Annotated in this window: 18 protein-coding genes; 3 read left to right on the top strand and 15 right to left on the bottom strand. The window is 61.9% G+C overall.

The features are described 5' to 3' along the window. The first annotated feature begins 32 nt into the window (after positions 1 to 32). Complete coding sequence (locus TR61_RS00425; RefSeq protein ID WP_050927563.1) at positions 33 to 1910, top strand: acyl-CoA synthetase; 1878 nt, start codon at positions 33 to 35, stop codon at positions 1908 to 1910. A gap of 5 nt (positions 1911 to 1915) precedes the next feature. Continuing rightward, positions 1916 to 2839, top strand: a complete 924-nt coding sequence (locus TR61_RS00430) for an alpha/beta hydrolase (protein ID WP_050927670.1) — start codon at positions 1916 to 1918, stop codon at positions 2837 to 2839. 37 nt (positions 2840 to 2876) lie between these two features. Here the strand turns inward: TR61_RS00430 and TR61_RS00435 are convergent, their stop codons facing one another. Next, entirely contained in the window at positions 2877 to 3713 is an 837-nt protein-coding gene (locus TR61_RS00435; protein WP_050927564.1) for an alkaline phosphatase family protein, read from the bottom strand. 406 nt (positions 3714 to 4119) lie between these two features. Here TR61_RS00435 and TR61_RS00440 point away from each other — a divergent pair, with 406 nt between their 5' ends. Beyond that, complete coding sequence (locus TR61_RS00440; protein WP_157440770.1) at positions 4120 to 4656, top strand: hypothetical protein; 537 nt, start codon at positions 4120 to 4122, stop codon at positions 4654 to 4656. A 75-nt stretch (positions 4657 to 4731) separates the two neighbouring features. Here TR61_RS00440 and TR61_RS00445 read toward each other — a convergent pair whose 3' ends face one another. From TR61_RS00445 to TR61_RS00510, 14 genes are all read right to left on the bottom strand, one after another. Further along, positions 4732 to 6369 (bottom strand): ABC transporter ATP-binding protein, encoded by a 1638-nt coding sequence (locus tag TR61_RS00445; protein ID WP_050927566.1) that lies wholly within the window; start codon positions 6367 to 6369, stop codon positions 4732 to 4734. After that, positions 6369 to 7187, bottom strand: coding sequence for an ABC transporter permease (locus TR61_RS00450; protein ID WP_050927567.1), 819 nt, complete (start codon positions 7185 to 7187; stop codon positions 6369 to 6371). The genes TR61_RS00445 and TR61_RS00450 overlap by 1 nt, the downstream gene beginning before the upstream one ends. 15 nt (positions 7188 to 7202) lie before the next feature. Continuing rightward, positions 7203 to 8159 carry an ABC transporter permease gene (locus TR61_RS00455; protein WP_050927568.1) on the bottom strand — a complete coding sequence of 319 codons (957 nt, stop codon included), beginning with the start codon at positions 8157 to 8159 and terminating at the stop codon, positions 7203 to 7205. A gap of 1 nt (position 8160) precedes the next feature. Then, positions 8161 to 9747: an ABC transporter substrate-binding protein gene (locus tag TR61_RS00460; RefSeq protein ID WP_050927569.1), complete on the bottom strand. Its 1587-nt coding sequence runs from the start codon at positions 9745 to 9747 to the stop codon at positions 8161 to 8163. Between the two features lie 118 nt (positions 9748 to 9865). Next, positions 9866 to 11839: a CocE/NonD family hydrolase gene (locus tag TR61_RS00465; RefSeq protein WP_050927570.1), complete on the bottom strand. Its 1974-nt coding sequence runs from the start codon at positions 11837 to 11839 to the stop codon at positions 9866 to 9868. 107 nt (positions 11840 to 11946) lie between these two features. After that, positions 11947 to 13035, bottom strand: a complete 1089-nt coding sequence (locus TR61_RS00470; RefSeq protein ID WP_050927571.1) for a glycerate kinase type-2 family protein — start codon at positions 13033 to 13035, stop codon at positions 11947 to 11949. Further along, complete coding sequence (gene dtd, locus TR61_RS00475) at positions 13032 to 13469, bottom strand: D-aminoacyl-tRNA deacylase (protein ID WP_050927572.1); 438 nt, start codon at positions 13467 to 13469, stop codon at positions 13032 to 13034. The genes TR61_RS00470 and dtd overlap by 4 nt, the downstream gene beginning before the upstream one ends. Then, complete coding sequence (locus TR61_RS00480) at positions 13457 to 14347, bottom strand: PfkB family carbohydrate kinase (RefSeq protein WP_050927573.1); 891 nt, start codon at positions 14345 to 14347, stop codon at positions 13457 to 13459. Before TR61_RS00480 ends, dtd begins: the two co-directional genes overlap by 13 nt. Further along, positions 14344 to 15018: a nitroreductase gene (locus TR61_RS00485; protein WP_050927574.1), complete on the bottom strand. Its 675-nt coding sequence runs from the start codon at positions 15016 to 15018 to the stop codon at positions 14344 to 14346. The genes TR61_RS00480 and TR61_RS00485 overlap by 4 nt, the downstream gene beginning before the upstream one ends. A gap of 62 nt (positions 15019 to 15080) precedes the next feature. Next, positions 15081 to 16184, bottom strand: a complete 1104-nt coding sequence (locus TR61_RS00490) for a TFIIB-type zinc finger domain-containing protein (RefSeq protein ID WP_050927575.1) — start codon at positions 16182 to 16184, stop codon at positions 15081 to 15083. Further along, the gene (locus TR61_RS00495; protein ID WP_050927576.1) at positions 16181 to 16603 is read right to left on the bottom strand and encodes a hypothetical protein; all 423 of its coding nucleotides are present in this window, start codon (positions 16601 to 16603) and stop codon (positions 16181 to 16183) included. Before TR61_RS00495 ends, TR61_RS00490 begins: the two co-directional genes overlap by 4 nt. A gap of 43 nt (positions 16604 to 16646) precedes the next feature. Then, entirely contained in the window at positions 16647 to 17768 is a 1122-nt protein-coding gene (locus TR61_RS00500) for an SPFH domain-containing protein (protein ID WP_050927577.1), read from the bottom strand. 26 nt (positions 17769 to 17794) lie between these two features. Then, positions 17795 to 18751, bottom strand: a complete 957-nt coding sequence (locus tag TR61_RS00505) for a DUF2927 domain-containing protein (protein WP_050927578.1) — start codon at positions 18749 to 18751, stop codon at positions 17795 to 17797. 1 nt (position 18752) lies between these two features. Beyond that, on the bottom strand, positions 18753 to 19943 hold the full coding sequence (locus tag TR61_RS00510; RefSeq protein ID WP_050927579.1) for a toxic anion resistance protein: 1191 nt from the start codon (positions 19941 to 19943) through the stop codon (positions 18753 to 18755). Positions 19944 to 19969: the final 26 nt, after the last annotated feature.

The following is a 19969-nucleotide window of genomic DNA, read 5'->3' on the forward strand; positions in this document are numbered from 1 at the left end:
CGATCAACGGGTTTCAAGGGAGGGAACACGCCATGGCCTATCGGGGCATGCCGGACAAAATTGCGTTTGAAGCCGAATCCACCTGGGAGGCGCGCGATGTCCCCACAACGCTTTATCAGCAGATCACCAGAACGGCGGAGCAATTCCCCAGAAACAACGCGATCAGCTTCCAGTTGTTCTCGGGTGCCGATGACCACGCCGAAACCCTGACCTGGAGCCAATTAAAAGATCAGGTAACACAGGCCGCCAACATGTTCCGGTCGCTGGGCGTGGGTGAAAACGATGTCGTGGCTTACGTCCTGCCCAATTGTAACGAGACGGTTGTGACCCTTCTTGGGGGCGCCGTGGCCGGGATCGCGAACCCGATCAACCCGCTGCTGGAGCCTGAGCAGATTGGATCGATCCTGCGGGAAACCAACGCCAAGGTCGTCGTGACCCTGCGTCCGTTCCCCAAGACGGATGTGGCCCAGAAAGTGGCCGAAGCCGTGCGCCATGCGCCCAATGTCCAGACCGTTCTTGAGGTCGATCTGGTCCGTTACCTGACCGGCGCAAAGAAGCTGATCGTGCCGCTGGTGCGTCCCAAGCTGGGCGGCGATAAACACGCCGATTACAAAAGCTTCCACAAGGAAATGGCGCGCCAGCCCAAAACGCTGAGTTTTGCAGACGCCAAGGACGACCGCGTGGCCTGCTATTTCCACACCGGCGGCACGACGGGCATGCCGAAAGTGGCTCAGCATACCTATGGCGGCATGGTCTATAACGGCTGGCTGGGTGGCCAGCTTCTGGCCACGTCTGAAGACAACCTGATGTGCCCTCTGCCGCTCTTTCATGTGATGGCGTGCCAGGTGATCCTGATGGCGGCCGTCTTCTCGGGTGCGCACGTGATTTTCCCGACGCCGCAGGGTTATCGCGGGGAAGGGGTGTTCGACAATTTCTGGAAGCTGTGCGAGCGCTGGAAGGTCACATTCATCGTTTCGGTCCCCACGGCGATCGCCGCCAAGATGCAACGCCCGGTGGATGCGGATATCTCGACGGTGAAAAAGGCGTTTTCCGGCTCGGCCCCGCTGCCGCTTGAGCTGTTCCGCCGGTTCGAAGAAACCGCAGGGCTTGAGATCATCGAAGGTTACGGGATGACAGAGGCCACCTGCCTTGTCTCGGGCAACCCGATGGACGGGGTCAAGAAAGTGGGGTCGGTCGGGATCCCGTTCCCCTATACCGATGTGAAGATCTATACCGCCACCAACCAGGGCCCGATGGAAGTGGGCGTGGATGAGGTGGGCGAGATTTGTGTCGCCAACCCGGGGGTTTACGTCGGCAAGACCTATACCGAGACCGATAAGAACAAAGACCTGTTTTACGGAGATTACCTGCGCACGGGCGATCTGGGACGACTGGATGAGGATGGCTATCTCTGGATCACGGGCCGGGCCAAGGACCTGATCATTCGCGGCGGCCACAACATCGACCCCGCCGAGATTGAAGAGGCGTTGCTGGGCCACCCGGCTGTGGCTTTCGCCGGGGCCATCGGCCAGCCCGATCCTCATGCGGGCGAAATCCCCTGCGCCTTCGTGGAACTGGTCGAAGGCGCGAGCGTCACGGCAGAGGAACTTCTGACCTATGCCAAGACCCATGTGCATGAACGCGCGGCCCATCCCAAGCATCTGGAAATCCTGCCGGAATTGCCGAAAACGGCGGTGGGCAAGGTGTTCAAGCCCGATCTGCGGAAATCGGCGATCACACGCATCTATAACGAGGCGCTGGAGGCTGCGCATCTTCAGGCCCGCGTCGTCAACGTGATCGACGACAAGAAGCGCGGATTGGTGGCTCAGCTGAAGCGCAATGGCGCGGATGAGGAGGACGTGGCCAAGACCTTGGGTGATTTCACCCGACCCTGGGAGTGGGCGGCGTAAGCACCATGGACTACGACAGTTACCTCGATGAGGAGGTCCGCGCCTTCATCGCGCAGACCAATGCGCATTACCCGCCCGATGCGGTGACCATGACCGTTGAAGATCAAAGGCGCGTCTATGACGATCTGTGTCGCGCCTTCGATCGCGGATATCCCGATGGGGTGCAGGCCAGCGACACGCAGGCGCATGGCGTGCCGGTGCGCATTTATGAGGCTGGCGAACCGACGGTCACGGTTGTCTATTTCCACGGCGGCGGGTTCGTTGTGGGTGGGCTGGAGAGCCATGACAGCATCTGCGCCGAGATCTGTGCAGGCACAGGTTATCGTGTGGTTTCAGTGGATTACCGGCTTGCGCCGGAACATCTGCACCCGGCCGCCTTTGAGGACAGTCTGGCCACCACGCAGTGGGTTCTGGACCAGTTCGAAGGCCGCGTGGTGCTGGTGGGCGACAGTGCGGGCGGCAACCTGGCGGCCTGCGTGGCGCACAAGCTGCGCGGTCAGACCGATCGGATTTCGGGCCAGCTTCTGATCTATCCTGCGCTGGCGCCGGGGCGCGATCATGGGTCTTATGCCACCCACGCCTTCGCGCCGGGGCTGGCGAAGGCCGACATTGATTTCTACCAGGGCATTCGAACTGGTGGGCCGGATGCCAGCGACGATCCGACCTACATGCCTATGGCCGATACCGACTTTTCGGGCCTGCCGCCGACGGTGATCATCAGCGCTGAATGCGACCCGCTGGCTGACGATGGGGGGATCTATCGCGACGCGCTGCAGGCGGCAGGGACCAAGGCGCATTGGATCAATGAAAAAGGACTGATCCACGGATATCTCAGGGCGCGGGTGATGTCGGAAAAAGCGCGGGAGAGCTTCGACCGGATCACCGCCGACATCCAGTGTCTGGGGCAGGGCGTCTGGCCCTATGAGTGATCCGGCGCTGTCTTGGGGGAGGTTTCCCCCAGGATGCTCAGGTCAGAAAAGGCTTTGCTTGCATTGTCTTAGGGATTGGCACACCCAATCGTGACAAGATCGTGGGTGCCAGTTGCAGCTGGTCGATCACGGTGTCTTCGGACGGCCCTTCTGCATCGCCGAAGTAATAGAGCGCCGCGTCCTGCTGGAGCGTTCCGCGCCCGCCGTGATGGCCGCGGTCGTCTTGGCCGTGATCGGCCGTCACGATCACCTCATAGCCCATCTGCCGCCAGCGCGGGATGAAGGGGGCCAGCATCTCGTCCATGACGGCGCAGGCATGGTCCATCTCGTGGCTTTCGTGGAAAAACCGGTGACCCATGCTGTCGAGTGTGCAGGTGTGCAGCATCCCGTAATTCAATCCGAACCGCAGGCAGAGATTGGTCAGCGTGCCAAAGAGATCCACGTCTGACGGCGTCATCTGATTGGCGTGGCCATAGCCCGTCATGGAGTGGAAGCGGCCGTGATTGATCGTCTCGCTTTCGGGTTCGTCATATTCGATATCGCGAACAAAATCAAAGGGATGGCGATTGAAGAACTCCGACCAGAAGCTATGCGCGACCGCCCCCGTGACCCCGCCCGCCTTGCGCGTTTCCGAAAAGACATCCGGATGCGAGAGGCGGAAGACATTGCCATTGCCGGTGCAGCCATGCTCCTGGGGAGAGACGCCAGTATGGATCGACGCATAGCATGAGGCCGAGATCGAGGGCAGCACGGCGCGGTGGGTCCAGACGCGCGCCTCTCCGCTGTCGACCCAACCTTCGAGATTGCCGAACAGCCGCCGCCAGTTGCGATATGGGACGCCGTCGAGAATGATGAGGAGAAGCTTGTTATCCATGGTCCGGCCTTTGATCTGGTGACGCCCTTTGTGCCCAGAGGACCGGGCGGAGGCAACGACAAAAGCGCGCGCGGAGTACCATGCGGCCGAAGCAGTCGGGTGCCCCGGTTTGTTCGGAAAGCCCTGTGTAACGTGCGTTCCTAGCCTATTTACCGGGCGTATGACACCTGTGGGATAGCTCTGTAGTTAACGTAACATGTGCTGAAGTTGGGTGGTAAACGCTTAAGAACGGGGTAAGGGACGCTGGGTTTCTTTGGCCGGTATTCCTTGATGGGACGCCTGTGTTGGTCCTAAACTGATCGGACAGCTTACTAGATTTTCACAAACGAACTTGCCGCACATACCTTTTTCAACCGGATGGCAGGCGTCGGATCAGGCTTTTGTTTTCAAAACACAGGAGATTAAAGTGAAGCATATTGTACCAATGTTGATTGCCTTTCTGCTGGCTGCACCGATGAACGCGGCAGAACTTGATAAACGGTATGAAGAAATGGGCACTCTGAGCATCACACTTGGCGGTGATACCCGGACCCTCGTGATCCCATATGATACCGAACGCGATCGCGCATATGCCGAGCAAAAGGTCATTATGGGAAGCTTCCTGACCATCAACGTGCTTGGTCGAAGCGTCGGAGAAGACGGCATGCCCGGCTCGCCTATGGTTCAGGTAACCCTTCAGCGCCGTTCCGGTGACATGCAACTCTTGTCCGTCGAGATGTTCGATGAGCAGGGCTATGCAGCTCCTCTCTCGATTGGCCCCGATGGCGGTAACGGAGCGCTGACGTCGTTTGAAATGACAGAAGACAACAAGGTGACTGCCACAATCGAGGGAGAGTTGCTGCGTCTTGCCGATTACACGAGTGTGCCCAAGATCGCCGACGGCGCCACGCCGCAGCCCACCACGATTTCCTTTTCTGTAACCCTGCCGTCTTTGGAAGACTAGGTTGCGGTTGGCACCCGAACCCTGCCTTCGCCGCGCGTCCCCGGTGCCGAAGAAGAGATCGGAGCTTAGATCGCTCTAGTTGCCTGCGCTTTCCATCTTGCGGTTCGCCAACACGTCTTCCAGCCAGCCCAGTTTCATCTCGGGGACGGAGCTAAGCAAGAGGTCGGTGTAATCGTCGAAGGGTGGGGTCAGCACCTCGGTCTTGCCGCCGTAGCGCTGCACGCGGCCCTGGTACATCACCGCGATGCTGTCGGCGATGGCGCGCACTGTGGCCAGATCGTGGGTGATGAAGAGATAGGCGACATCTTCGATCTTTTGTAGCTCAAGCAGCAACTTTAGGATACCGTCGGCCACCAGCGGATCAAGCGCCGAGGTGACCTCGTCACAGATGATCAGCTTGGGCTTGGCGGCCAGCGCGCGGGCGATGCAGACACGCTGTTTCTGCCCGCCCGAGAGTTCCGCCGGATAGCGGTCCTGGAAACCTTTCCCCAGTTCGATTTCGTCCAACAGTTCCTGAATGCGTTTCTGTTTCGCCTCGCCCTTGAGGCCAAAATAGAATTCCAAGGGTCGTCCGATGATGGTGCCCACGGTCTGGCGCGGGTTCATGGCGGTGTCGGCCATCTGGTAGATCATCTGCAATTCCCGCAGGTCGTCTATGGGGCGGGAGGACAGGTCTGGTGTCAGCTCGCGCCCGTCGAAGATGATCTTGCCGTCGCGCGGGGGCAGAAGGCCTGTAATCACCCGCGCGAGGGTGGACTTGCCCGACCCGGATTCGCCCACAACGGCAAGGGTCTGGCCGGGGTAAAGCTCGACATTCACATCGTGCAGCACGTCGAATTGCGTCCCCTTGTAGCGTGCGGTGATATGTTCGCATTTCAGAACAGGCTCGCCCGCAGGGGATTTTTCGGGATGTTCGATGGAGCGGACGGAGACTAGCGCTTTAGTATAGTCTTCCCTGGGGTGGTTTATGATCTGATCTGTAGCGCCGTATTCGACCATGTCGCCCATCTTAAGCACCATGATGTCATCGCTCACCTGCGCCACGACGGCCAGGTCATGCGTGATATAAAGGGCTGCCACGCCAGTGTCGCGAATGGCGTCCTTGATCGCGGCCAGAACGTCGATCTGAGTGGTCACATCAAGCGCCGTGGTCGGTTCGTCAAAGACAACCAAATCGGGTTCGGGGCATAGGGCGAGCGCGGTCATGCAGCGCTGCAACTGACCGCCAGAGACCTGGTGGGGATAACGTCTTCCGATGTTTTCGGGATCGGGCAGGCCCAGTTTGCGGAACAGTTCGACAGCCCGCGCTTCGGCGTCTTTCTTTGAAAACTTGCCTTGAAGGATGGCCGCTTCGGTCACCTGTTCCATGATCTGTTTGGCGGGGTTGAAGCTGGCTGCGGCAGATTGTGAGACATAGGTCACCTCGCCCCCGCGCAGTTTCCGGATATCCTTAAGGCTGGATTTAAGGATGTCACGACCGTTCACCCAGACCTCGCCGCCGGTGATTTTCACACCGCCCCGGCCATAGGCCATCGACGCCAGGCCGATGGTGGATTTGCCGGCACCGGATTCGCCGATCAGCCCCAGCACCTTGCCCGGCATCAGATCAAAATCGACGCCGTGAACAATCTCGATATCGCGGGGCTTTTCGCCGGGCGGATAGACCGTTGCGCCGATCTTCAGGCCGCGGACTTTGAGCAGAGGTTCCGTCATCAGCCACGCCCTCCTTTCAGCGAAGTGGTGCGGTTCAGAATCCAGTCGGCCACTAGGTTCACGCTGATCGCCAGCGTGGCGATGGCGATGGCCGGATAAAGCGCGGCGCCGATCCCATAGACGATGCCGTCCTTGTTTTCCTTCACGATCCCGCCCCAGTCGGCCAGCGGTGGTTGTACGCCCAGGCCCAGGAAGGACAGGGTCGAGATGAAAAGCACCATGAAGATGAACCGCAGGCCCATTTCGGCGACCAGCGGGCTGAGCGCGTTTGGCAGGATTTCACGAAAAATTATCCAGCCGCGTTTCTCGCCGCGCAGCTTGGCGGCTTCGACATAGTCCATGACGTTGATATCGACTGCGACAGCGCGACTTAGGCGGAACACGCGGGTGGAATCGAGAAGCCCCATGACCAAGATCAGCGTGGTCACCGTAACCGGTAGCACTGCCAGCACGACCAGCGCCAGGATTAGCGACGGGATCGACATCAGCAGATCCACCAGACGCGACAGGACCTGGTCTGCCCAGCCACCCAGAACCGCCGCCAAAAAGCCCAACACCGATCCGGTAACAAAGCTGAGGATGGTGGCCGCGGTCGCAATGAAGATCGTCGTGCGGCCACCATAAATCATCCGGGTGAGGAGATCGCGGCCAATATTGTCGGTGCCCAGCAGGTGATTGGCCGAAGACGGCTCCCAGACATCGCCCACGACTTCGGCCATGCCATAAGGCGCCAGAAACGGCGCGAAGATCGCGGCGATGAAGTATAGAGCCGTGAAGAAGAGGCCAATCATCGCGGAAACGGGTATGTTGGTGAACATGGCGCGACTGCTCCTTTACTTGGGATGCCGGAGGCGCGGATTTGCGAGGATCGAAACGAGATCGGCGATCAGGTTCAGAGAGATATAGATGCCTGCGAAGATGACGCCGCAGGCCAGCACCACGGGCACATCGCGCTTGACCACCGCATCAACCAGGTATTGGCCCATGCCGGGATAGACGAACACCACCTCGACCACGACGACGCCAACCACCAGGTAAGCCAGGTTCAGCATCACCACGGTGACAATCGGCGCGATTGCGTTCGGAAAGGCGTGTTTGCGGATCACGTTGAACGTGCTGAGCCCTTTGAGCTCGGCTGTTTCGATATAGGCCGATTGCATCACGTTCAGAATGGCCGCCCGCGTCATGCGCATCATATGCGCCAGCACGACCATCGTCAGCACGATAACGGGAAGGGCGATAGCATGCAGTTTCTGGCCCAGCGACATGGAATCGCTAATCAGGGCAAGCGGAGCGAACCACCCCAACTGCACGGCGATGAAATAGACCAGCACATAGCCGATCAGAAATTCCGGTATGGAAATCGTGGCCAATGTCGCGCCCGAGATGACCTTGTCAGGCCAGCGGTTTTGGTAACGCACCGCCAGAAGGCCCAGGAAAATTGCCAGCGGGACCGAGAAGACGGCCGCCCAAAAGGCCAGGAACAGCGTATTGCCAAGCCTATTGGAAATGCTTGTCGCGATATCAAGCCGGTTGGTGATCGAGGTGCCCAGATCGCCCTGAACGATACCGCCCAGCCATTGAAAATATCGGGTGATGGCAGGCTGATCGAGGCCCATCTCGCGGCGCAGGTTGGCCAGCGCCTCTTCCGTGGCGCCCTGGCCCAGCACCGCTTGTGCCGCGTCGCCCGGAAGGGCTTCGGTCAGGCCGAAGATCATGGCTGACGCGGCGAAAAGGAGGAGGATGCCCAGCGCAATGCGCTGGAGCACCAGTTTCAGGATCGGATGCATCTTACGACGCCAGCCACACCTTCGAGGAATAGGTGCCCGACATCATATCGCCGGTCGGATCATCGATCCAGCCTTGCACCGCGGTGTTCACGCCGTTCACGAAATCGTTGAACATCGGCGCGATCAGGCCGCCTTCGTTGTGCATCATCTGGCCCATGTCGGCATAGATGGCCTTGCGTTTGGCCGGGTCGAGTTCAGCCCGTGCGGCAAGAAGCATCTTGTCGAAATCCTCGCGCTTCCAGCGCGTGTCATTCCAATCCGCGGTGGACAGATAGGCCGTGGAATACATCTGGTCCTGCGTGGCCCGGCCACCCCAGTAGGAGGCGCAGAAGGGCTGATTGTTCCAGACCTCCGACCAGTAGCCGTCACCTGGCTCGCGCTTGAGCTCCAGCGGAATACCGGCGGCTTGTGCCGTCTGCTGGAAAAGCTGCGCTGCTTCGACCGCGCCAGGGAAGGCCACATCCGACACGCGCAGGATGATTGGCGATCCGTCATGGCCCGACTTGGCGTAATGCTCGGCAGCTTTTTCCGGATCGTAGGCGCGCTGCTCAATCTCGGTATAAAGCGGATAGGCCGCGTTGATCGGCGTGTCATTCCCGACCGAGCCGAAGCCGCGGAGGATCTTGTCGACCATCTCTTCGCGGTCGATGGCGTATTTCAGCGCCAGCCGCAGCTCGTTCTTGTCGAAGGGTTCGGTGTCCACATGCATGATGAAGACATAATGGCCTGGTCCCGATGCGTTGCGCACGGTCAGGTTGGGCGCACGGTTCAGCAGTGCCGCCACTTTGGGATCGACACGGTTGGCCACATGTACCTGACCCGATTGCAGCGCCGCCATGCGGGCGGTTGCATCGTTGATGACGATTACTTCTGAGGTTTCGACATGGCCGCGATTGGAATCCCAATAATTCGGGTTGCGGCGGAACAGGTGGCGCACGCCGGGTTCGTCAAGCTCCGTGATATAGGGGCCACTGCCGATACCGGCCGCAGGGTTGTCAAAGCCGCCATCGGGCTGAATCATCAGGTGATAATCGGCAAAGTAGTAGGGCAGGTCAGCATTGGGGCCGTCCAGTGTCACTTCAAACACATTGCCATCGACGCGCATCGACTCGATCGCGCGCAACAGGCCCAGAGCGCCAGATTGGGACTCTTCGTTGCTGTGGCGTTCGATGGTGCGCATCACGTCTTCGGCGGTCAGCGTCTTGCCATTGTGGAATTCGATGCCCGAGCGGATCTTGAAGCGCCATGTCTTGGCGTCTGCTGACGCTTCGACTTCTTCGGCGACGCGGTTCTCGATGGAGCCGTCGGGCGCCACTTCAACCAGGGTTTCGCCGAAATGATACAGGTTTGCATAAGGCACCTGGCTGGCGGCCAGAGCCGGATCAAGCGAGTTGGTGCTTTCCCCGCCGATCGAGCCAAGTTTCAGATCGCCGCCCTTGGTGGGACCCGCGGCCTGAACCGCATCGGCAAACATGGTCGAGGCAACTGCGGCGCTGACGCCCAGGGCGGCGGCCTTGCCCATGAATTCACGGCGGCTCATTTTGCCTGCCGTGACACGACCGGCATAATAGTCGAGTTGATCTTTCATTGATTTCTCCCGTTGGTGTTCCCCCGCGTTCTTGCGCGGTTTGTTGATTGATGAGTCAAGGTTTGCGCATTTGAACCGGTGTCGCAAGGATTAATGATGGTCTGGACGGACGGTCCGGTCACATTTGGTCGCGCGGAATCTGGTCGGTCATGCTGCGTTCATAGATCAGCACGTCGTTTTCATAGGCCTTGAGTGTGGCACTCAGATGAAAGGTGGTGGCGTCTGATCGCATCTCGCAGCATGTCTCGGTGCGCAGCTGGATGCCGTCGCGTTCCAGTTCATCGGTCCAATGGCACGCACCCCTGGCCGACAAGGGGTCGTCGGGGTGGATCGTCCAGCATTCGCGCGCGACATGCCCGTTGATCAGCCCGTGATCATTGTCCTGAACCTTGCCGAAATCATCCTCGATGACGAGAGAGACGACGCCCGTGGTGTGATCCGTTTCGGTCCGGCGGATGTGATGAGCCTCGCGCAGCTGGGTCGTCCGCCAGGGCGCCTCTGCATCGGGTGGGGGAAAGCTGCGTTCGGGCTGATGCGCGGTCTCGCGTAGCGGCAAATCCACATGGCCTGCAGTTAGTGTCATGCGCGTCTTCAACGGCGAGGGCCATATAAGCGGCCAATAGGCATTCGAGATCGCAAGGCGCAGCCTGTGCCCCCGGGGTACGCGATAGGCGATATGGTCAAGGCGCAGTGTGATCACGGTGTCCCGATCCACCTCCATCGGCTGAGGGTCGGCTGCACTTTCACGGTGGCTCAGGTTCAAGACTCCATAGGTGATCCGGGTCGACGCGCCATCCGGATGCACGTGGTTCAGCCGCACGGCAATCTGGCCCTGCGGCTGGTCCGAGCGCAGGCGCAAAGTGACCTCTGGCGCGCCTGCGATATCAGTATCTTGCTCCAGCGGGGCAGTGTCAAAGCAGACCGATTTGCTGTCATCATTGCGCTGATCGCCGGGCAGTTCCGGCCCCAGCCAGATCGCGCAATACTCTCCGCCATCCGCGCCGGTATCCTGGGGCGAGGCGACAAGCCGGGTGAACGCTCCGGCCGTTCCAAGCCCATCCGGCCCAAGATCCAGCCTTTGGGTCAATTCTGCCGGGGCATCCTGATTGATCCAGCGACCAGGGCGGTCTGTATACCACGTGGCGGGCCGCGCGCCGTCCATCAGATAGGTGGAGTAATCGGGATCGTTCTCAACACCGGTGTCGATATCCTTCAGCCAGCGGTCCCACCATCTGAGCGCTTCCTGCAGGAACCCGATGCGCGGCTCCGGCACGGCGAAATGCGGGTATTTGTGCACCCATGGCCCCACGATGCCCTTTGCGCCGGGGATGTTCTCGACGATCTGCGGGACGGCGTTCTTATAGGCATCGCCCCAGCCGCCGATAGCCAGAACGCGCGCCTTGATGGCCCCGAAATCTTCGCAGACCGACCCGTGCCGCCAATAGGCGTCGCGCCTTTGGTGGCGCAGCCAAAGCGCGGGCAGGAAGGGCTCGGCCTCCAGCCGCTCTAGCCACATCTCGCGCCAATTTTCCCTTAAGGCCGGATCGGGCGCGCGCGACGAATAGGACCACATCGTGGCTCCCCAGCCCATGTTTTCGTTCAGCAGGCAGCCGCCCTTGAAATGAATGTCATCGGCAAAGCGGTCCACTGTGGAACAGAGCGTAATGACGGCTTTCAGAGGTTCCGGCCCAAGCGCTGCGATCTGCAACCCGTTGAACCCGCCCCAGCTGATCCCCATGATCCCCACACGCCCCGAACACCAGGGCTGTGCAACGAGCCAGTTGATCACCTCCACCCCGTCAGCCAGCTCTTGCGGGGAATATTCATCCTCCATCAGCCCTTCGCTGTCGCCATTGCCGCGAATGTCCACGCGGATGCAGGCATAGCCGCGCTTGGCGAAATAGGGATGGGTCAGCGCATCGCGTGCGCAGGTCCCGTCGCGTTTGCGATAGGGCAGGTATTCAAGGATCGCAGGGACCGGATCGTCATGGGCGTCAACCGGACGCCAGACCCGGGCAGAGAGGCGGGTGCCGTCAGAAAGCGTGATCCCCAGATCAGGCAGCTCTTCGATATCGCGCAGGGTGTTCTTCATGACCTGCACCCTCAGCGCCCGCGCTACGATGTGTCAAGCGACCTGCTGCTTCTTTCTGGCCCAAAATACCCAATCCCACAGGGATCAACTGCGCCACCGGTCCGAGATCACGCCTTCACGGCCACCAGAAGATCCATCACATTGGTGCCCGTGGGACCTGTGATCAACAACGCCTTTCGCGCCTCAAGAAAGGATCCACTGTCGGCCCTGGCCAACGCATCGGTTCCCTCGTCTGTCCAGGTCTCCCCGTCCACAACGCCGCCTGCGGCATCGGTGGGACCATCGGTGCCGTCGGTGCCGCCGACGACCACAGTGAGGTCGGGAACGCCCGCAATCTCGCGCGCCAGTTCCAGCGCCAGCGCCTGGTTGCGCCCGCCGTGGCCCGGCATCTCGGGAAGCTTCACCGTGGGCTCACCGCCCAGGATGAGCGCGCCCGGGGGCATTTCGCGCAGGCGCGCGCCGATGCGGGGGGCCAGCACGCTGACATCGTCGTAAAGGCATTCTTCATTGGCGATGACATGGCCTGCCGCATGCGCGGCGGTATCGCGGGCGATCCGGTTGCTGGCGACGATCCGGCAGTCATAGGAAAAGCCCGGTGCCTCGGGGGCTGCGCCGATACCCGATCCGATCACCGCGATATCGTCACGCGGCACGTCCGAGATGGCCAGAACCTGCACCATGGCACCGGGAAACCGGGACAAAAGCCCGCCGCCCTTGATCCGCGATACCTTGCGGCGCTGGGCGTTCATCGCCCCGATATCAAGCCCTGCGGCCAGAAGCCGGTTGTTGAGCGCGGCAAGGCTTTCCAGCGTTTCGCCCTCCACCGGGTCTTCGGCCAACGCCGATGCGCCACCGGATACCAGAAGAAGCAGGCGGGAGCCTTCCGTCATTGCCTCGACCGCGGCGCGCAGGGCCGCGCCGCCTTCCAGGGACCGTTCATCGGGGACCGGATGCGCCGCCTCGATCAGTTGGGCGTGATCGGGCAGGCCCTCCCCATGGCCGTCTTTGGTGACCACAAGGCAGGGCACATTGCCGTAATGATCCAGCGCCGCGCGCGCCATGGGCCCAGCAGCCTTGCCCACGGCAAGTATCCGGTCCGGGGCGTGGCCGGACAGCGCGCGCGCGGTGGCGTCATAGCCATCCACGGCGGCCACGGCAGCGTGCCAGAGGCGGAGGGCCTCGTCGCGCGGGCTCATAGCTCCATCCAGATGGTGACGGGGCCGTCATTGACAAGCGATACGGCCATATCCGCGCCGAACCGGCCGGTGTCCACAGGCACGCCCAGATCCCGCAGGCTTTGCGCGAAATGTTCGTAAAGCGCCTCTCCCTGCGCTGGCGCGGCGGCGGCGGAAAAACCGGGGCGGTTGCCGCGCGATGTGTCGGCGGCCAGCGTGAACTGGCTGACCACCAGCGCCGCGCCGCCGATATCCAGCAGCGACCGGTTCATCTTGCCCGCGTCATCCTTGAAAATCCGCAGTTTCGATATCTTGGCGGCCAGCTGGTCGGCCTGCGCCGCCTCGTCGCCCTGCATGGCGCAGACAAGGATCAGAACACCCGTGCCGATCTTGCCGATGATCTGTCCGTCCACGGTGACGGACGCTTCGCTGACACGTTGGATCAAAGCGCGCATGCGATCTCCTCTCTGGTTGGGCCCTGGGCGCCCGCTTTTTCGGTGCTGAGACTGGCGGCGGTCACGGCATAGTGCAGGGCGGCCGCGATGTCATCAGGGCTGCCGAGCAAGGGATGGCCCTGCTCAAGGGCAAAGGCCAGGAAGCCTGCGTTGAAGATGTCGCCTGCGCCGACCGTGTCGGTGACTTCTGCGGCGGGGGCCGGAACGTGCCGTGTCACATCGCCCCGATGCGCGGTCGCGCCCCCTGCGCCTTGCGTGTGCAGGATCAGCGCATGTGGGGCCGCTGTCCGCAGGTCGTCGCCCCACCAGGACAGATCTTCGTCCGAGGCCTTGACGACCTGCGCCCGTGCCATCAGGCGGGACAACCGCGCCCGGTAGGCGGCGGGATCGGTGATCAGGCCGGGTCTGATATTGAGGTCGAGGTAGAGCGCTGTGTCGGAAGGCAATTCTATCGCGAGGGCTTCGAAGGCTTGTGCTGCCGGGTCGTGGATCAGGCTGAAACCGCCCAGAAGAGCCGCGCGGGTGCCGCTCAGATCGGGCAGCACCCGGTCGGTGATCGTATCATGCGCGGTGCCCTGATGGTGGATGGCATAGCGCGCATTGCCCTCTGTCAATTCGATGATCGACACCGGGCAGGGCTGATCCACCCGCCGGGTATGGCGCAGATCGACGCCCGCCTGCACAGCGGTTTGCGCCAGTCTCGTTCCCAGCGCGTCATTGGAGAGTGCACCGAAGAACCCGGTGGACAGACCCAGACGGGCGGCGGCACAGGCGGCGTTGAGCGCGGCCCCACCGGGCACGGCGCGAAAGCTGTCGCCTTGGGGGATCATGTCGATCACCGCTTCGCCTGCGGCGACAAGCCGGGGTGCCTCTGTCATCCGCGCCAGTCGACGATATCTGCCACCTCGGCCCGGTCTGTGCGGAAGGCATTGGCCGGATCGTCCATATCCGCATAGCCGAAGGAGATCGCGCAGAGGATCAGACGATCTTCGCCAATTTCGAAGTGCCGGTGCACGAAAGGCGCATAAGAGGCAATCGCGGCCTGCGGGATCGTGGCGATGCCAAGGGCCTGCGCGGCAGTGGTGAAGGCGGTGACAAAGCCGCCGCAATCCATCGCCCCGTAAGGCCCCAATTCGGCAGGAGAGCTGACGATAGCCACATGCGGCGCGTCAAACAGGGCGAAGTTGCGCATCATCTGATCGGCGCGGCCCTGACGGTCGCCCCGGTCAATGCCGACCGCATTATAAAGCTGGAAGCCGCAGGTGCGGCGGCGGTCCTGATAGATGCCGGAGTATTTTTCGGGGAAGGGAATGTCGGGGCTGTTGCTGGCCTGGGCAATCTCGGCCTGCAGGGCGGTGCGGAAGGCGTCGGTTTCATTTCCGCTGGTGATCACCAATTGCCAGGGCTGGGCGTTGCACCAGCTGGGCGCGCGGCGGGCCAGCGCCACGATCCGTTCGATATCTGCGCGCGGCACCGGGTCGGGTTTGAAGGCGCGGCAGGAAAACCGCGCGGAAAAGACCGCATCCATGGTGTCATATGCTTGGCTCATCTGCCCCTCTCCGCCTTGTGGTCGCGGCAGAATGGCCGGGCGGTCTGGGGGTTGCAAGGGCCTCAGCCGTTCTGCGCCACCACATAGCCCACCGCCGCCGCGATCAGCAGGCCCAGCACGACGGCGATGGCGATCTTGATGGCCGACCAGGGGCGTTCGCCCTGCACCCGTCCGGTGCGGCCATTGACGACGAAGCGATAGGTCTGACCGCGGAATTTATAGGCCGCGAGCCACACGGGCAGCAGGACATGCTTGAAGCTGACATCGCGCAGATCAGTGTCGATGGCGTGGATCCGCTGCTGATCGCCGCCGATGTCAAACCGCACATCGCGTTCGATCACGCGGGCCATCTTGGCGCGCGCTTCCTCATAACCTTCGGGCAGGGTGACCACATAGCCTTCGGCGCGAAACCCGGCGAGGAATTCCGGACGATACGGTTCCAGCGCAGGCAGATCCCAGGGTTCCAGCGCGTCCGTGTATCGTTTGGGCAGGCTTTTGGAGGCGAGCACAAGCACATCATCGAAAAACCGCGCGACGCGGCCCGAGGCGGGCGTCCAGCGCACCTTGGCCACGCGGGTCTGGACGCGTTTGCCGTCGCGCATCACGGTGCGGGTTTCATAATAGACCGTGCCGCGTTCGCCGCGATAATCCGATGTCGTGTCGGCGTCGAAGGTCCAGTAGGGTACATAGACCCCGGTCATTTTGCGGCCCTTACGCGCGTAATCCTGCAGGCCATTTGGCGCGAACCAGAGGCGGCCCAGCCAGTCGGTCATCGCCTCGCGTGCCTGTCTTTCGGACAGGGCAAAGGGCAGCACGCCGCGCGGTTTGATATGGCGATGCACGCCGGTATCGGTGACCACGGGCGTGGCGCAGAAAGGGCATTCCTTGGCATGGACCTGCGGATCAAACTCCACCTGCGCCGCGCAGTTGGGGCAGAACAGGACACGTGTTTCTTCCATTTCAGCCTCGGGCAGGCGCTGTGCGATGGCGGCATCGAAATCCATCTCGCGCAGTTTCGCGCCGCGCCAGGGGCCCGAGGTGATATCCTGAGTATGCCCGCAATGATCGCAGGTGAGCGTGCCCTGGCTCGGATCAAATCGGTAATCGGCGCCGCATTGTTCGCAGGGAAAGCGGTGTTCCTGCTGGGAGGTGGTGTCAGTCGTCATAGCGCGTCATGCATGAAGCGGGGGGTGATTCGTTTGAGCGCGCCGTCCCCCAATGCGGTGTGCCGCCAGAGGTGGAACACCCCATGGAGCGAGGCCGCCCCCAGCAGATAGAAATAGAGCTGCTGCAACGTGATGGGCGAGGACCAGAGCGCCAGAAGCCGCGCCATCGTGATCAGAGCAACAGCAGCAAGCCCCGCATACATCGCACGGCTGAGCCAGGGGTGCGCGGCGCGCAGCGCGCCTTCCAGTTTGGGGCCGGGGCCATTCAGCAGCCCGCCGAAGACCGCCAGTGTGACCATGAGCAAGGCACAGGCCACAAACGCCCAGGCAAGCGCGGGGAGGGGTCCTGCGGCCACCAGCAGGATCAGAAGCAGCATATTGGCCCAATGCAGGGCGATGGTGAGCGTGCGGCGGGTCATCGAACGGGTCCGGTCGCGCTGTGCGATACGGTGGCCGGGGGCATCACGCGCCCGGCGGGGGGGGAGGCAGAACCGTAAAAAGCTGAGCCAGTTCGGCCACGTCTTCGGCATGCATCCAGCCGTCCTGACCGGCGGTCCAGACATAGGTTTCACGGCTCAGCGTGCCCTCAGCGGCCATGCGGCCCATGGCGGCCTTTGAATAGGGGCCCTTCGTCTTGCCGCCTTCGGCGATATGCCAGACATGTTCAACCGGCGGCGGGGGCGGCGGTGCGATGGCCGCGGGTTTGGGGGCCTCGGCCACGGGGCGCGCGCCCCAGGGGCCGGCCTGCGCCGCCTGATGGCCGATCTGCATGCCTAGCCCTGCGCCCAGACCGGCCTGGATCGCGCCTGCGCCGGCCCCGTCGCGGCCCAGGGCCTCGGCGGCCTGGAACTGCATATATTCGCCCAGATTGCCGATCACGCCCATCGAAGTGCGCTTGTCCAAGACATCCTCGACCGCCGGAGGGAGGGAGATGTTTTCGACGTAAAGCTCAGGCACGGCCAGCCCGTATTCCGCCAGCGTTCCGGCAATGTCCTTGGCCACAAGATGGCCCAGCTCACGCGTGTTGGCGGCCATGTCCAGTACCGGAATGCCCGCCCGCGCGATGGTGCGGGAAAACTCCTGCACGATGATGTTGCGGATCTGGAAGCTGATCTCGTCCATGGTGAATTCGCCGTCGGTGCCCACGATTTCCACCAGGAATTTCGCGGGATCCGCCACGCGCACGGAATAGGTGCCGAAGGCGCGCAGGCGGACGGGGCCGAATTCGGGGTCGCGGCAGATCACCGGGTTCTTGGTGCCCCATTTGAGGTTCTGGAACCGCGTCGTGTTGACGAAATAGATTTCCGATTTGAACGGTGAGCGGAAGCCGTGATCCCAATGGTTCAGCGTGGTCAGGATCGGCATGTTGTTGGTTTCAAGCATGTAAAGGCCCGGTGTGAACACATCGGCCAGTTGCCCTTCATGCACAAAGACAGCGGCCTGTCCTTCGCGGACGGTCAGCTTGGCGCCGTATTTGATCTCGTGGCCCTCGCGCTCAAACCGCCAGACCATGGTGTCGCGGGTGTCATCTGTCCAGTGGATGACATCGATGAATTCACCGGAAAGAAAATCGAAAATGCCCATGAATGGTCTCCTTCAGGGTCTTTGCGTTACAGCCGTTGGCCCAGTTTCTCGCGGGCGAGGATGCGCACCACGGGGCGGGCGCTTTCGGCATCAAGGCCGGGGCTGAGGCGGGGGTCATAAAGCATGGCCAGCAGTTTTTCGTCATGGCTGGTCAGAAGCGCGAATTCGTCGTCATCGTTGAAGATCGACGGGCGTGCGTCGGGGCTGTCATTGGCCAGCCCCAGGCCCTGGGCCAGTTCCTCATGCACGCAGCTGAGGCGGATCAGATCGGGATGTTCGGCGCGGATCACGGCCACGGCGCGGGTGTAGTTATAGGGGCTGTCGCTGCTGGAGAAAGCCACCACAAGGCAATGGATCGACCGGGGCAGGTTGGTGATCACCTCCAGCGTCCGGGAGGAGATATTGGGCGCGCGCCGGCGCAGGACCTGCACCATTTCGTCCTTGTCGTCTTCGCCCATGAAAAGGATGTGGAAATTACCCTCTGACGCATAGGAAATGGGATGCCGCGTCACCCTCGCCAACCGGCGGATGTAATTCTGGGTGGCGGCAAGGTCTTCATCCCGTCGGCTGAGGGGAACGGAATTGCCAAAGCTGACATCCATGCGCACCGGGCCGGTCCAGCGCCGGAGCTTGCCTGCGGATTTGTCCGCGGCGGCCGAGATGCCCGCACCCTGGGCGTATTCGTCGAAGAAGACGATTTGTTCGAAATTCCGCGTGAGCGTTTCGGCGCTGTAGGGCGTGTCCGGCCCGCCGCCATCAGTACGCAGCAGGCCCTGGGCCAGAAGATCGGCCTGCAGACTCGCGTAATAGCGGCTAAGCTGTTCGCTGCGCAGAGAGCGCGTGCCTTCGCCCGGCGCGGGTGCCGGGGCCGGGGCGGCGGCGGGCCTGGGCGCCGGGGGCGCGGCCACTTCGCAAGCGGCGAGCCCCACAAGCGCCCCAAGCGCCACAGCCCATCCCAGACGGGGATACGCGCGTCCGGTCATCTTAGCGCGGGGCCGAGGTGCCGACGGTGTCGCCTTTGCCGTCGCCGCGCGCTTTGGCGGCGGCCAGCGTGTCGCGCAGTTCGGCCTCCATCTTCTTCAGCTCTTCTTCGGCGGCGGCACGGCGGGCTTTGCCTTCATCGGCGATGGCAAGGCTTTCTTCGATCGTGCCGATCAGATCGGCATTGGCCTGTTTGACCGCTTCGATGTCGAAGACGCCGCGTTCCATTTCCTCGCGGATCATCTTGTTGCTTTCGCGCAGGTTTTTCGCGTTGGCGGTCAGCAATTCGTTGGTCAGGTCATTGGCCTCGCGTACGGCCGCGGCCGCTTCGGCAGAACGCTGGATCGTCACCGCCTGCGCCAGCTGGGTTTCCCAAAGCGGCACGGTGTTGACGAGGGTCGAGTTGATCTTGGTGACCAGCGACTTGTCGTTTTCCTGCACCAGCCGGATCGAGGGCAGCGATTGCATGGTCACCTGTCGTGTCAGTTTCAGGTCATGGACCCGGCGTTCCAGATCGTCACGCGCCGCGCGCAGGTCGCGCAGTTCCTGAGCGGTCATCACCTGTTCGTTTTCAGGCGCAGCATCGACTTCGGCGGACTTGGCGGGGATCACGTCATCGTCCAGAACGCGCAGCTTTTCTTCGCCTGCCGAGATGTAAAGCGCCAGCTCGTCATAGAAGCTCAGCGTCTTTTCATAAAGGATATCAAGGGATTTGATGTCTTTCAGAAGCGTATGCTCATGCCCCAGAAGATCGTCGGTGATCCGGTCGATCTGGTTTTGCACCTTTTCAAACCGCGCGGTGAAATCGGCGAAGGGGGCGGCGCGGCCCAGAAGCTTTTCCCACCAGGTGCGTTTGCGCCGCACATCCAGTTCCGAGACCGAAAAGCCCCGGATCGTGGTCACGATCGACCGCAGGCTGTCGCCCGCGGGGCCCACATCCTTGTTGCGCACATCGGCCAGCATGGCCTGGCTGATCTGTTGCAGTTCGGCCTGCGCGTTCGACCCGAAAGACACGATCGAATTGGTATTCGACATGTCAATCTCGCCCATGCGCTTCTGGATTTCGGCGCTGACGGGTGCGTCGGCCTGGGCATAGGGCACGATCTCGGTGCTGGGTTCCGGCAGGAGCACGGCAGAGACGGCTTCGACTTCGGCCAGGGCCTCTTGGGCTTTTTGACGAACTTTGTCAGACATGTGGGGTCCTCACTGTTTAAATTCTG

Source organism: Aestuariivita boseongensis (assembly GCF_001262635.1).
Taxonomy (GTDB): Bacteria; Pseudomonadota; Alphaproteobacteria; order Rhodobacterales; family Rhodobacteraceae; genus Aestuariivita; species Aestuariivita boseongensis.